11 protein-coding genes are annotated in these 12,839 nt (G+C 66.1%); all 11 read left to right on the top strand.

Annotation, left to right across the window (positions count from 1 at the left end):
• Positions 1-68: 68 nt before the first annotated feature.
• The 11 genes from DK842_RS09890 (at position 69) to DK842_RS09840 (ending at position 12,721) form a co-directional block, all read left to right on the top strand.
• On the top strand, positions 69-497 hold the full coding sequence (locus tag DK842_RS09890) for a DUF721 domain-containing protein (protein ID WP_114061321.1): 429 nt from the start codon (positions 69-71) through the stop codon (positions 495-497).
• Between the two features lie 105 nt (positions 498-602).
• A complete protein-coding gene (locus tag DK842_RS09885; RefSeq protein WP_114063695.1) occupies positions 603-2,255 on the top strand; it encodes an acid phosphatase in 1,653 nt (550 codons plus the stop codon).
• 76 nt (positions 2,256-2,331) lie between these two features.
• On the top strand, positions 2,332-2,742 hold the full coding sequence (locus DK842_RS09880; protein ID WP_114061320.1) for a lysozyme inhibitor LprI family protein: 411 nt from the start codon (positions 2,332-2,334) through the stop codon (positions 2,740-2,742).
• Between the two features lie 79 nt (positions 2,743-2,821).
• On the top strand, positions 2,822-4,423 hold the full coding sequence (locus tag DK842_RS09875) for a mechanosensitive ion channel family protein (protein ID WP_198414664.1): 1,602 nt from the start codon (positions 2,822-2,824) through the stop codon (positions 4,421-4,423).
• Between the two features lie 85 nt (positions 4,424-4,508).
• The gene (locus DK842_RS09870; RefSeq protein ID WP_114061319.1) at positions 4,509-5,768 is read left to right on the top strand and encodes a glutamate-5-semialdehyde dehydrogenase; all 1,260 of its coding nucleotides are present in this window, start codon (positions 4,509-4,511) and stop codon (positions 5,766-5,768) included.
• A 15-nt stretch (positions 5,769-5,783) separates the two neighbouring features.
• Positions 5,784-6,419, top strand: a complete 636-nt coding sequence (locus DK842_RS22985) for a hypothetical protein (protein ID WP_145964011.1) — start codon at positions 5,784-5,786, stop codon at positions 6,417-6,419.
• Positions 6,420-6,807: 388 nt separating this feature from the next.
• Positions 6,808-7,284: a WbuC family cupin fold metalloprotein gene (locus DK842_RS09860; protein ID WP_114061317.1), complete on the top strand. Its 477-nt coding sequence runs from the start codon at positions 6,808-6,810 to the stop codon at positions 7,282-7,284.
• An 81-nt stretch (positions 7,285-7,365) separates the two neighbouring features.
• A complete protein-coding gene (locus tag DK842_RS09855; protein WP_114061316.1) occupies positions 7,366-7,734 on the top strand; it encodes a hypothetical protein in 369 nt (122 codons plus the stop codon).
• Positions 7,735-7,982: 248 nt separating this feature from the next.
• The gene (locus DK842_RS09850; RefSeq protein WP_114061315.1) at positions 7,983-9,377 is read left to right on the top strand and encodes a DUF2252 domain-containing protein; all 1,395 of its coding nucleotides are present in this window, start codon (positions 7,983-7,985) and stop codon (positions 9,375-9,377) included.
• Positions 9,378-9,530: 153 nt separating this feature from the next.
• Entirely contained in the window at positions 9,531-11,141 is a 1,611-nt protein-coding gene (locus DK842_RS09845) for a methyl-accepting chemotaxis protein (protein ID WP_114061314.1), read from the top strand.
• A gap of 233 nt (positions 11,142-11,374) precedes the next feature.
• The gene (locus tag DK842_RS09840) at positions 11,375-12,721 is read left to right on the top strand and encodes a glutamine synthetase family protein (RefSeq protein ID WP_114061313.1); all 1,347 of its coding nucleotides are present in this window, start codon (positions 11,375-11,377) and stop codon (positions 12,719-12,721) included.
• The last annotated feature ends 118 nt before the right edge of the window (positions 12,722-12,839 follow it).

Raw genomic sequence — 12,839 nt, 5'->3', positions numbered from 1 at the left:
GCGGCGTTCGCTTTCTTCGCCGCGTCCGCCCAATGCTACAATGCGGCATCGACACCTTATTCTTTCTCATGTCCGGACGCCCGCTCAACGACATCGCCAGCCAGGACCAGACCCTGGCCCGCCTCACCGCCGCCGCCCGCGAGCTGATGGCGCTGGACCGCGCCTTCAAGAAATTGATTCCACAGCCGATGGCCGAGGCCTGCCGCGCGGTGCGCATCCGCGACGACGAACTGGTGATCCACGCCGACAACGGCATCGTCGCCGCCCGCTTGCGCATGACCGCGCCCGGCCTGCTGCCGCAACTGGCCAAGCAAGGCTACATCGCGTCCAAGGTACGGGTGAAAGTGGCGCTGCAGATCCTTCGTCCCAAGAAGCCGAAAACGCTGGCCATCAGCGAAAACGCGCTGGACGGCATGGAGCAGGCGGCATCCTGCATAGACAACCCCATGGTGCGGGCGGCGCTGGCCCGGCTGATCGCCCATCAGCGGCGTGGTTGAGCCGCCCTCCGGCATGCCGAATGCCTGAACGGCTTCAGATCGACATCAAAGCGGAGTAAAGTGGCGAGTTCCCGCTGAACGTCCAGCACCATCAGGATGACCGCCATGTCCGAACACGATACGCCCGAAACCACTCCCGAAACCGCGCCGCAAGACCCCTCGCGCCGACGGCTGTTCGAAGGTCTGGCCGCCATCGGCGCGGCCGCCGCGCTGCCCGCCGCCCTCAGCGAAAGCGCCGAAGCCGCCCCGGCTGCCCACGGCCCGCTGGACGCCAAGCTGCGCCATCACGTGAAGAACGTGGTGGTGATCTATCTGGAAAACCGCAGCTTCAACAATCTGTACGGCAACTTCCCCGGCGTGAAGCACCCGCTGTCCAAGGCGCCGGCCGAAGCCTGTGTCCAGTTGGACCGCGACGGCTCCAAACTGAAAAACCTGCCCAAGATCTGGGGCGGCATGGTGCAGCGCGGCCAGACCGTGGGCGGCAAGTACTACCTGATAGAAGAAGACAAGATCCAGAACCTGGCCAACGGCCCGTTCCCGCTGAAAGACGCCGATGGCGAGCCGCTGCCGGAAGGCGTGATCACCCGCGACTTGTGGCATTTGTTCTACCAGAACCAGATGCAGATCAACGGCGGCCGGAACGACCAGTTCGTCGCCTGGGCCGATTCCGGCGCGCTGGTGATGGGCTACTACGGCGAAACCGCGAAAAATCTCAACCAGTGGAAGATCGCCCAGCAATACACGCTGTGCGACAACTTTTTCATGGCGGCCTTCGGCGGCTCCTACCTGAACCACCAGTTCCTGATCTCCGCCCGCACGCCGGAATACTTCAACGCCAAGGACACCGCGGCGGCAAAGAAGATCGCGGTGCTGGACGACGGCCCCAAGGGCTACAAGCTGAAGGTGAAAGCGCCCAGTTCGGCGATGGACGGCCCGCCGCAATTCGTCAACAACGGCGCGATCACGCCGGACGGCTACGCGGTCAACACCATGGCCCCCCCGTTCCAGCCCAGCTACGTCAAGCCGGCCGAAGGCGGCGACAAGCGCTACGCCGACCCGGCCGACGCCAACACCCTGCCGCCGCAAACCTACGACACCATCGGCGACCTGCTGTCGCGCAAGGGCGTCAGCTGGGCCTGGTACGGCGGCAGCTGGCAGGCGGCGCTGGAAGGCAAGGGCGGTCCGGACACGCCCAACTTCCAATACCACCATCAGCCGTTCAACTACTTCAAGAACTACGCGCCCGGCACCCCGGCCCGCGAAAAACACCTGCGCGACGGCGGCCTGGGCGACAGCCCGATCAGCAACCGCTTCATCGCCGACGCCGTCGCCGGCAAGCTGCCGGCGGTCGCCTTCTACAAGCCGCAGGGCAACCTCAACATGCACGCCGGCTACTCCGACGTGGAAAGCGGCGACCGCCACGTGGCCAACGTGTTGCAGCACCTGATGAGCGGCCCGCAGTGGAAGAACATGGTGGTGGTGATCACCCATGACGAGAACGGCGGCTGGTGGGACCACGTGGCCCCGCCCAAAGGCGACCGCTGGGGCCCGGGCAGCCGCATCCCGGCCATCGTGGTGTCGCCGTTCGCCAAAAAAGGCCATGTCGACCACACCTTCTACGACACCACCTCCATCATCCGCTTCATCAGCCGCCTGCACGGCCTGCCGGAGCTGGAAGGCGTCAAGGTGCGCAACCAGGCCTTCCATGAGCGCGGCGCGCAGCCGCCGGGCGACCTGACCGGCGCGCTGCAGCTCTAAGCCCCATGGCCGGCTCGCCTCCGCGGGCCGGCTTCCCCTGCTATTCCGCGTGCGCACCTTGGAAAACCATCAAAACATGACTCGATACGTCCTACGCCTGTCCGCCCTGCTGCTGCTCGGCCTCCTGTCCATCCGCGCCTTCGCCTGCGCCGAAGAGACGATGTACAGCCATCATTACGACCAATGCATGGACCAGACAGGCGGCGTCACCGTCGGCATGCTGGATTGCATCGCCGCCGAGCACGCGCGCCAGGACAAGCAATTGAACGACAACTACCGCAAGCTGATGGCCGCGCTGCCGGCCAAGCGCCGGCAAAGGCTGCAGACCGCGCAGCGGCTATGGCTGAAATACCGCGCCGCCAATTGCAGCGCCTATGTCGATCCCGACGGCGGCACCGCCGAATCGCTGGTGGCGGCCGACTGCGAGCTGGCCTCCACCGCCGCCCGCGCCGCGGAACTGGCCAAGCTGCAAGCCGAGCCGCTCTGACCGCCGAGCCCGCGGGAGGATGCCGGACGGCGGCGGCTGTGCGATGATGCAGATATCATCGCCGCCGCCCGGAGCCGCCATGTCCCAGATTCGCCGCCTCCTGCTGTCGCTGCTGCTGTCCCTCCCCCTGCTCGTCCACGCCGCCGAACCCCATGCCTCGCCATCCGCCGCCGACCAGGCCCGCACCCTGGTGCTGGACAATCGCCCCGTTTTCCTGTTTCTCGCCGACCAGGGCAGCCTGACGCCCGAGCAAAGGCTGCAACGCACGCTGGAGCGACTGGCCGCGATGCAGCCGGAAGACCTGCGCCAGCCCGTGACGGCCGCGCCCTATGACGACGGCAGGCTGCGCGGACTGGCGCTGAGCATGCGCGGCAAGCCTCTGTTCACCATCCTGGAGGGCGACCTCGACCCCGGCGACCAGTTGACGCTGGAACAGGCCGGCGCCCTGGTCCGCGACCGGCTGAACGAGTTGAGGCTGGCGGTATTGGAGCGGCGCTCGCCGCAGCGCATCGTCCAGTCCTCGCTGCTGGCCCTGCTCGCCTCCATCCTGTTCGCCGCCGCGCTGTACCTGATCGTCCGCGCCCGCGCGGCTTCGCGGCGGCGTCTGGCCCAGTCGCCGCCGGGCAGGCTGCCGCTGCTGGCCGGCCGGCTGCCGCTGCGGCGCTTCCTGCTGGCGGCGGAGCGGCAGCTGGTTGACATCACCGCCCTATTGTCCGCCCTCGTCGCCGGCTATGCCTGGCTTGGCTACACGCTGGCGCTGTTCCCCTACACCCGGCCGCTGGGCCGCAAGCTGGCCAGCGCCTTTTACCATCTGCTGTCCACCATCGCCGACGACTGCCTGTCGGCGCTGCCCGGCCTCGCCATCGTCGCGGTGATCTTCCTGCTGACCCGGCTGATCGGCCGCGGCCTTGGGCTGCTGTTCGGCATCGTGGAGCGCGGCCAGCTGGAGCTGCCCGGCCTGCACGCGGAGACGGTGGGCGCCACCCGCCGGCTGGCGTCGGCGGTGCTGTGGCTGTTCGCGCTGATCGTCGCCTATCCCTATTTGCCCGGCGCCGGCAGCGACGCCTTCAAGGGCGTCAGCGTGTTCTTCGGCCTGATGGTGACGCTGGGGTCGGCCGGCCTGATGAACCACGCGATGAGCGGACTGGTGCTGATCTACTCCCGCGCGCTGCGGCCCGGCGACTACGTGAGGATAGGCGAGGCGGAAGGCACCGTCAGCGAGCTGTCGGCACTGTCCACCAAACTGCGCACCGGCCAGGGATTCGAGATCACCATCCCCAACGCGGTGGCGGTGGGCGGACTGGTCAACAACTACAGCCGCCACGACGGGGCCGACGGCGCGATGATCGCTACCCGCGTCACCATAGGCTACGACACGCCGTGGCGGCAGGTGGAAGCGCTGCTGGAGCTGGCCGCGCGCCGCACGGCCGGCATCGACCCGGCCGAGCCGCCGCGGGTGCGCAAGCTCGCGCTGCAAGACTTTTACATCGAATACGAGTTGCAGGCCAGGCTGGCGCGCGGCGCCTTGGCGCCCGCCGTCCGCGACGCGCTGCACGGCCAGATCCTGGACGCCTTCAACGAGTTCGGCGTGCAGATCATGTCGCCGCACTTCGTCGAGCAGCCCGGCCAGCCGCTGGTGGTGCCGGCCGAGCGCTGGCGGGAGCCGCCTGCCGGACAATAGCCAATCTGCATTCGGATAGTCTCTGTTCGCTGTCCTCGCTTTGGTTTAAGCTGCAAACAATCCAAAAACACGCAGGGCACCCGTCATGAACGTCAAAGAATACATGCAGCAATTGGGCAAGGCCGCTCGCAGGGCGTCGCGGCTGCTGGCCCGCGCCGACACCAACCAGAAGAACGCCGCGCTCCACGCCATCGCCGACGCCATCGTCCGCGACCAGGACAAGCTCCTGTCCGCCAACCAACAGGACCTGGACGCCGCGCGCAAGGCCGGCCTGGACGAAGCGATGCTGGACCGCCTCGCCCTGACCGCCAAGGGCGCGCTGGCGATGGCCGACGGCCTGCGCCAGATCGCCGCCCTGCCGGACCCGGTGGGCGAGATCGACGACATGTGCTATCGGCCGTCCGGCATCCAGCTGGGCAAGATGCGGGTGCCGCTAGGCGTGGTGGGCATCATCTACGAGGCTCGCCCCAACGTCACCGCCGACGCCGCCGGCTTGTGCCTGAAATCCGGCAACGCCACCATCCTGCGCGGCGGCTCCGAGGCCTTCCACAGCAACCAGGCCATCGCCGCCTGCGTGCACGAAGGCCTGCGCATGGCCGGCCTGCCGGCCGAGGCGGTGCAGGTGCTGGAAACCACCGACCGCGCCGCGGTGGGCGAGCTGATCGCGATGCCGGAATACGTGGACGTGATCGTGCCGCGCGGCGGCAAGGGCCTGATCGCGCGCATCAGCGCCGAAGCCCGCGTGCCGGTGATCAAGCACCTGGACGGCAACTGCCACGTCTATATCGACGACACCGCCAACCCGGACAAGGCCTTCAACATCGCCGTCAACGCCAAGACCCACCGCTACGGCACTTGCAACACCATGGAAACGCTGCTGGTGCACGGCGCGTTCGCCGAATTCATCCTGCCGCGCCTGGCCGAGGCCTACTGGGAGAAGGGCGTGGAGCTGCGCGGCTGCGAACGCACCCGTGTGATCCTGGGCGACAAGATCGTGCCGGCCGCCGAGGAGGACTGGGCCGCCGAATACCTGGCGCCCATCCTGGCGGTCAAGGTGGTGAAGGACATGGACGAAGCGATCGAGCACATCAACCACTGGGGCAGCCATCACACCGACGCCATCGTCACCGAAGACTACGGCCGTTCCCGCCGCTTCCTGCGCGAAGTGGATTCGGCCAGCGTGATGGTCAACGCCTCCACCCGCTTCGCCGATGGCTTCGAATACGGCCTGGGCGCGGAGATCGGCATCTCCACCGACAAGATCCACGCCCGCGGCCCGGTCGGCCTCAATGGACTCACCAGCCAGAAATGGATCGTGCTGGGCGATGGGCAGATCCGGCAGTAAGTCTTACTTCATGCCATGAGCCAGCCAGACCGCTACGCGTTCGACAAGGAGACGATCAAGCTCAATGCTTATCGTCTTCTTTGTCTTTTCTACGCTAGCAAAACCATTGCCAGCCTCTCCGACCCAAACGATCGCAGCGACCCTGCATCATGCTTAGAAGCACAGTTCTTCCAAAGAGAAATAACACATGCGCTGCTGAATCTCGCTATCTGCATTCGTACTTTGGATGATCAGATGAAAACCCTTCCTCTCCAAGATCCTCGATATATCGCATACGAGAATATTTGCAAGGATAACCATAATAAGCACTGGTGCACGATATTCGACGATGAGAAATCTTTGAAAAATGGTCAGCAACACCTTCCACTAAGAGAGGTGTGCAATAAAATTCTGCATGCCGCCCAAATTGATGTTCAACGATTTCAGCAAACAGGCGGGCATGCCATGGATTATTACAATATGGATGACTTCTCACTTCAAAATAGAGAGTCCTCCGATGCAAATATATTGGGGCCAACTCCAATCCTGTGGACTTATTTATCTGGAAATATTCGTCTTTCTGGCCGTAACAAGGGGAAATCATGGGTCCATTTGTTGGTAATCCCATCTTTTGTCGATGCGACTTACCACTTAATCGATTCTCTTCCATAACTCATCCCCGGACCACCTACCGTCGAACCACCTCCCCCTTCCGACCCGCGCCGTTCCGTTGGCGGATGGCAAGGTTTTAAGCCGTTGCATGTTTGAGCCCCGCGACGCTCGCGCGGGGCGAGTTCGACGGCGCCTTGCCATCCGTCAACGGAACGGGAATTCGCGGTCGCAGGGGCGGCCTGGGGTTGCAAGGGGGCTGGCCGTTCAGCCCCTTTGCCTGCCCGGCGGGCAGCCCCGCCATGAAAATCATCCGTCCGCACAGCGGACACAAAACCACCTCGTAGCGGCCTCTTCCCACCATGCCCCTGCGGTAACGCCACGCGTTCGGACACAACGCCCCCATTTCGCGCCATAATCGCGCTTTAGTTTTTCACGCTCGCGCCCAAAAATGAAAACCCTGACGACTCAAGACTTGGCCGGCCTGTCCGCCAAGGCCGCCTGTGCGCCGCGCCTGCGCGCCCACCACAATCTGCACGAGCAGCTGGAAGACAGCATCCAGCGCCTGGCCATCGCCATGGAGCCGAACACCTATGTCCGGCCGCACCGCCACCCGGGCAGCCCGGAACTGCTGATCATGCTGTCCGGCTCGCTGGACTGGATCGAATTCGACGCCGCCGGCGAAACCGTAGTCGCTCGCCACCGACTGGGCGCAGATGGCGCCCGAGTGTTCGAGATGCCCGCCGGCGTCTGGCACGCGGTAGTATCGCTGCAGCCGGGCAGCGTGGTATTCGAAGTGAAGCGCGGCCCATATCTTCCCTTGCCCGAAGCCGATGTGGCCGCCTGGGCGCCGGCCGAGGGCGACGCCCGCGTCGCCGACATGCTGGCCTTCCTGCGCCGCTGCCAGCCCGGCGACCGCTTCGCGTAACATCGCTTAACATCTTGCCGCTGCGGCCGCCGGAACCCATGGCGGCGGCGGACGCACCAACAGGCATTGTGTCACCAACCCATGCCGAAGCCGATGTTCCTGTTCCGCGCCGTTCTCCCCCTCGTCATCTCTCTTTCCCTGCTGGCCTGCGCCACGCCGCTGCGCGCCGCTCCCTCGCTCAGCCTGAGCAGCCAGCGCCCGCCGCAGCAAGTGGCCGACTGCCTGCAGCAAGGCCTGCAGAAACTGCACATTCCCGACGATTTCGTCGAACGCCGCGACGAGGGCGACGGCAGCCGCAGCCTGACGCTGCGCAATCCGGTCAGCGACGTGTCCGGCACCCGCGTGGACGTCCAGCCCAAGGGCGAGGGCAGCAGGCTGGAAGTCCGGCTGAACGGCATGCCGCTGAGCCCCGCTTGGAAGAAACAAATCCATCTCTGCGCCGGCAAATGATGTGGATAAATCCAGACTTCCGCAGCGCGCTGTGGATAGTCTGGATATCTTGGGACAGCCTTGTGCATAACAAGGGGCATTTCCCTCATTCCCGTTCCGCCATTGTGGGCAAGCCATTCCATCCACAGCGCGCTGTGCATAGTGTGGACAATTTCAGAACAAGCTGTGGACAAGATTCCTCGCCCGGATTCCGCCATGCCCGCATCCAGCGGTTACACTGACGGCATGCGCCACAGACGGAGCCGCCCATGTCCAACGCCTCCCATCCCAAGTACGACCAGCATTACGCCGACGGCAAAGCCCGCCGCGGCGGCTGCCCCCGCGCCAGCCAGTCCGAACCCAGCCTCGCGCCCGAGCGCGACGTGGTGGCGCTGGTGGAGTCCACCTCTCAAGGCCGGGTGCCGGCGCTGGTGCCGCTGCGCTACGCGCGGATGCGCGCGTCGCCGTTCGCCTTTTTCCGCGGCACGGCGATGATCCAGGCCGCCGACCTCGCCGCCGGGCCAGACAGCGGGCTGCGGCTGCAGATCTGCGGCGACGCCCACTTGATGAACTACGGCTTCTTTGCCTCTCCCGAACGGCAACTGGTATTCGACATCAACGATTTCGACGAGACCCATCCCGGCCCCTGGGAGTGGGACCTGAAGCGGCTGGCGGTCAGCCTAGTGCTGGCCGCGCGCGGCCGCGGCTTCGACGAATCCGCCGCCCGCGAAACCGCGCTGCGCCTGGCCGGCACTTACCGCCGCCGGCTGGCGGGCTTCTCGCAGATGAGCCAGCTGGAGCTGTGGTACTGCCGCGTCGGCTTCGAGCAACTGCTGTCCGAAGCCACCGACGAAGGCATGCGCCAACAGTTGAACAAGGTAGCCAACAAGGCGCGCAATCAAACCCAGGAAAGGCTGCTGCCCAAGATGGCCGACCTGGGAGACGGCGGCCTGCGGCTGCGCGACAATCCGCCGGTGATCTTCCATCTGGACGACCATGACAGTCCGCTGGCCGCCTGCGACGACTGGCTGGGCGGCGACAGCAAGGCCAAGATCCAGCGCCTGCTGAACTGCTACATCGACACGCTGAAGGAAGACCGCCGCGAATTGCTGCAGCGCTTCCGGCTGGTGGACGCCGCATTCAAGGTGGTCGGCGTGGGCAGCGTCGGCACCCGCTGCCTGGCGCTGCTGCTGCAAGACGACTACGACCAGCCGCTGTTCCTGCAACTGAAGGAGGCGCGGCCATCGGTGCTGGAGCCGTTCACCCAGCCCTGCGCGCACGGCAACCAGGGCAAGCGCGTGGTGTTCGGCCAAAGGCTGATGCAGGCCACCAGCGACCTGTTCCTGGGCTGGACTCAGGGCGCCGACGATCGCCATTTCTACATGCGCCAGCTGCGCGACATGAAGGCCGCCCCGGCGCTGGAAACCTTCTCCAATGCCGAGGAACTGGCCAGCTACGGCCAGGCCTGCGCCTGGACGCTGGCGCGCGCCCACGCCAAGTCCGGCGGCTGCGCGGCCGAGATCGCCGGCTATCTGGGGCAGTCCGACAAGTTCGACCAGGCGTTGGCGGACTACGCGCAGGCCTACGCGGATCAAGTGGAAAAAGACTACGCGCTGTTCGACGCCGCCGCGCGCTCCGGCCGCTTGCCAATCTCCCAGGCATGACGCGGGATTAGGGAAAATTGCAATGTTGATATTTGCGCTCTGAACTAGACTGTAACAACAGAAACGCATAATCAGCCGGCGAGGCCCGCCCGAAAGCGGACCGCGCCGCCGCCGCGTCGCCGGCGGTTTGTTCCCCTACTCCGAGTGTCGAAAATGCAGCTGAATACCCGCCTGATCATCATCATCATCGCCAGCCTGCTGGCGTTGCTGGGCCTGTCCACCGTCGCGCTGCTGTCCACTCGCGCCACCCTGCACGAGGAAAAACGCGACCAGATCGTCCACCTGTTGAAAATGGCGGAGAACAGCCTCACCCATTTCCAGCAGCTGGAAGCCAAGGGCATGCCGCGCGCCGAGGCTCAGAAGCAGGCGATCGCCGCGCTGTCCGCGCTCAAGGTGGACGACATCTACTTCTTCGGCCGCAACCGCGAGCACCGCGTGCTGTTCCATCCCAGCAAGGACCGCGTCGGCAAGGTTGACATGGGCAGCAAGCTGCCCGATGGCCGCACCACGGTAGAGGCCTACGACGACGCGATGAAGGACTCGCATTACGGCGTGCTGGTGATCCAGACCAAGCGCAAGGGCAGCGGCGAACAGGAGTTTCCCAAACTCAACGGCGTGTTCCGCTTCGATCCCTGGGACTGGACGATAGGCACCGGCATCTTCATCGACGACATCGACCAGCTGTTCTGGAGCGAGGCCCGCACCCTGCTGGCGGTGGCCGCGATCTGCGTGGTGGCGCTGGGCGCGCTGGTGGGCTGGATGTCGCGCTCCATTCTGCAGTCGCTGGGCGGCGAGCCGGGCTACGCCGCCGACGTGGTCAAAGCGATCGCCGACGGCGACCTCAGCATCGACATCCAGGTCAAGGGCGGACCCGACAGCCTGCTGGGCGCGATGGGCGACATGCGCGGCAAACTGCGGCAGATGATAGACGAGATCGGCCGCGCCACCTCCAGCATCAACCACTCCTGCCACCAGCTGTCCAGCGACATGGACAAGGTGCATGAGGTGTCCGGCATCGCCAGCTCGTCCACCACCTCTGCCGCCGCCGCCATCGAACAGCTGTCGGTCAGCATAGACCACGTCAGCGCCAGCACCCGCGACACCGAGGCCGGCGCGCGCGACACCGCCCAACTGGCCAGCGAAGGCAAGACCCTGGCCGGCAACGCCGCCGACGGCATCCGCCAGATCGCCGACCAGATCCACGGCGCCAGCGACATGGTGGGCCAGCTGGCCGAGCGCAGCCGCAGCATCAGCAGCATCGCCGAAACCATCCGCGACATCGCCAACCAGACCAACCTGCTGGCGCTGAACGCCGCCATCGAGGCCGCCCGCGCCGGCGAAATGGGCCGCGGCTTCGCCGTGGTGGCCGATGAGGTGCGCAAGCTGGCCGAGCGCACCGCCACCGCCACCGACGAAATCAGCAGCATCGTGCAGGCGGTGATCAACGAAACCGGCAACGTCTCCGGCCGCATGGACGAAATCCGCCCGGCGGTGCAGGCCGGCGTCGACCAGGTGCAGCAGGCGGCGGAAACGCTGGAGTCGATCAGCCAGCAGGCGACCACGGCGCTCGAGCACGTGCACAACGTGGTGGTGGCGATGGGCGAGCAAAGCCAAGCCGGCACCAACATCGCCGGCAACGTCGAACAGGTGGCCGGCGTAGTGGAAGAAACCCAGAACTCGGTCAGCCACGCGGTGGAAGCGGTGCGCGCCATCGATCAGCAAGCGTCCAATCTGCATCAGACCGTCAGCCGCTTCCGCCTCTGACGGGCGCCATCTCCGCCCGGGACGAGAACCTCGCCCCCGCCCCGGGAAAACGCGGCCGGCCCCGCTGAAAGCGGGTGTCGGGGCCGCCCTCTCTCCCGTTGCCGGCGGCGCGGCGCATCGCCGCACTTGCCGCCGCCGTTGCGGCTGGCATAATGACTGCGGACACATGCTCCATGACAGCAAGAACAACACCGAGGACGGACAGGAATCCCGCACGCTCAGTGGAGAAATGTATGTCTGATGTCCGCCTGCCCGCAGGCCTAGCCGAATGGCTGCAACAGCGCAAAGTGAGAGACGTCGAGCTTGCCTTTGCCGACGTCCACGGGTTCCCCCGTGGCAAGACCCTGCCCGCCGCCGCCTTCATCCAGGGGCAGCAGCTGCGCATCGCCCGAGCGGTGCCGCTGCAAAGCTGCATCGGCGAATTCCCCGATTACAGCTACTACGGCGAGCACGACCCGGACGTCACGCTGGCGCCGGACTACGGCACGCTCAAGGCGGTGCCGTGGGCCAGGACGCCGCGCGCGCTGGTGATCTGCGACTGCGTCGACCACGACGGCAGCCTGTCGCCGCTGGCGCCGCGCTCGGTGCTCAAGCGGGTGCTGGAACGCTATGCCGCGCGTGGCTGGACGCCCATCGTCGCGCCCGAGCTGGAGTTCTACTTGTTCGCCGCCCACGAGGACCCGGCCCGGCCCTTCCAGCCTCCCCGCCTGCCCGGCGGCCGCCGCGAGGCCGGTTTCGACGCCTTCGGCTTCTCCGCGCTGGGCGAACTGGAAGCGTTTTTCGACGAGCTGTACCAAGCCTGCGAGACGCTCGGCATCGCCACCGACACCTGCGTGCACGAAATGGGCCCCAGCCAGTTCGAGATCAATCTCAAGCACGGCGACGCGCTGAAACTGGCCGACGATACCTTCCTGTTCAAGACCGCGCTGAAGGAGATCGGCCAGCGCCACGGCCTCAGCGCCGTCTGCATGGCCAAACCGCTGCCCGGCGAGCCCGGCAGCTCGATGCACATCCACCAGAGCGTGGTGGATCAAGCCGGCCGCAATGTGTTCAGCGGCGCCGGCGGCTCGGAAAGCCAGGTCTTCTTCGGCTTCATCGCCGGCCTGCAGCGCTTCCTGCCGGAATTGATGCCGATGTTCTGCCCCAATCCCAACTCCTACCGCCGCTTCGTCAAGGGCATGGCGGCGCCGGTCAACCTCAGCTGGGGGCTGGACAACCGCTCGGTGGGCCTCAGGGTGCCGGTGTCGGGCCCCGAAGCGCGCCGCGTGGAGAATCGCCTGCCCGGCTGCGACGCCAACCCCTACCTGGCGCTGGCCGCCAGCCTGGGCGCCGGCCTCGCCGGCATCGAGCAGGGCCTCATCCCGGACGAGGCCGCGCACGGCAATGTGTTCAAGCAGCAAGCCGCCAGCCTGCCCGCCACATTGGACGCCGCCTGCGCGGCGATGGCCGCCGGCTGCGCCGAATCGCTGTTCGGCGCGGATTTCAGCCGCGGCTATCTGGCGGTGAAGGAGGTGGAGCTGACCGACTACCACCGTCAGGTCAGCACCTGGGAGCGCCAGTATCTGGGATTTCTGGTTTAGCCGGATCGCCCTGCGCGGAGGCAGGGCTGGCCGCGGCGGGGCAAGGAGTCCGCTTCGCGGACAAGGATTTTCTCGGCGCGTCCGACCGCCAGACGGGCCAGGGGACGGCGTCGCCAGC

The sequence above is a fragment of the Chromobacterium phragmitis genome, from assembly GCF_003325475.1.
In the GTDB taxonomy this organism is placed as follows: Bacteria; Pseudomonadota; Gammaproteobacteria; order Burkholderiales; family Chromobacteriaceae; genus Chromobacterium; species Chromobacterium phragmitis.
The sequence above is the reverse complement of the archived record's forward strand: the minus strand, read 5'-3'. Positions and strand labels throughout refer to the sequence as shown.